Here is a 1,025-nt window from a genome sequence, read left to right on the forward strand (position 1 = left end):
TGTCATTTTCAGAAGACGACTGCACGGAATATCAGGAGTCGGCTGCACTGGTGGATTGCAGCGCGGTGTACAGGGCCGTCTTGCTCACCTTGAGCCGTGTAGCGGCCTCTCGGACATTAAGCCCGTTGGCGATGTGCTCCCGCGCTCGCTGCAACTTGTCGGCGGTGACAACCGGCTTTCGCCCGCCCTTCCTCCCACGAGCGGCGGCGGCAGTCAACCCGGCCTTGGTGCGCTCGCGGATCAAGTCGCGCTCGAACTGGCCCAGCGCGCCGAACACGTGGAAGATGAGCCGCCCGCCTGGCGTGGTGGTGTCGATGGCTTCCGTCAGAGAACGGAAGCCGACGCCTCGCGCTTCCAGCGCGCCTATCGTTTCGATTAGGTGCGGCATAGAGCGCCCGAGCCGATCCAGCCGCCAGACGGCCAGCACGTCGCCGTCGCGCAGGTAGGCCAGCGCATCAGCCAAGCCGGGGCGGTCGGCCTTGGCCCCGGAAGCCGTGTCCTCGAAAACGCGCTCGCAGCCTGCCTTGCGTAGCGCATCCGTCTGCAAGGCGGTGTCCTGTTCCGCCGTCGATACCCGCGCATAGCCGATCAGTGCCATTTGCCGCCTCTCTTGTCCGTCATTCCGTCCGCCTATCTTAATGTCCGACAACCCGTTGTGCAATAACTTTGCTGGACAGTGTCCGGCATGGCCGACTAATGATCGTTTGGCGGACAAGGCGACTGGCATCAGCCGAACAGCTCGCTATGGGAGCCAAGCCGCGCCAGTCGCAGGGTGTCGGCGTCGGACTTGCGGTAGATCAGCAGCAGGTCGGGCTTGATGTGGCATTCGCGGTAGCCCGCCCAATCGCCGGAAAGATCGTGGTCGCGGTATCGCACATCCAGGGGCTGATCGGTCGCCAGCGCGACCAGAACCGGCTTGAGGTCATCATTCGTGCAGCGGACTCCTGATACTGTTCGTTCAATAGACGACTGCACAACAGCCTTCAAACCGCGTTGTCTGGTGCAGTCGTCTTCTGAAAATGACA

Annotated in this window: 2 protein-coding genes; both read right to left on the reverse strand. The window is 62.7% G+C overall.

Annotation, left to right across the window (positions count from 1 at the left end; all coding sequences use genetic code 11):
- Positions 1-31 precede the first annotated feature (31 nt).
- Positions 32-598 carry a recombinase family protein gene (locus tag LG219_RS15240; RefSeq protein WP_003159185.1) on the reverse strand — a complete coding sequence of 189 codons (567 nt, stop codon included), beginning with the start codon at positions 596-598 and terminating at the stop codon, positions 32-34.
- Positions 599-726: 128 nt separating this feature from the next.
- Positions 727-1,025: type II toxin-antitoxin system YafQ family toxin (locus LG219_RS15245; protein WP_431521334.1), on the reverse strand; the 299-nt coding region annotated here is incomplete at its 5' end.

The sequence above is a fragment of the Deefgea salmonis genome (assembly GCF_020531905.1).
In the GTDB taxonomy this organism is placed as follows: Bacteria; Pseudomonadota; Gammaproteobacteria; order Burkholderiales; family Chitinibacteraceae; genus Deefgea; species Deefgea salmonis.

Bases quoted from the DNA above. Each gene is read 5' to 3' on its own strand.
- LG219_RS15240 (WP_003159185.1), bottom strand. From the start codon at position 598: ATGGCACTGATCGGCTATGCGCGGGTATCGACGGCGGAACAGGACACC.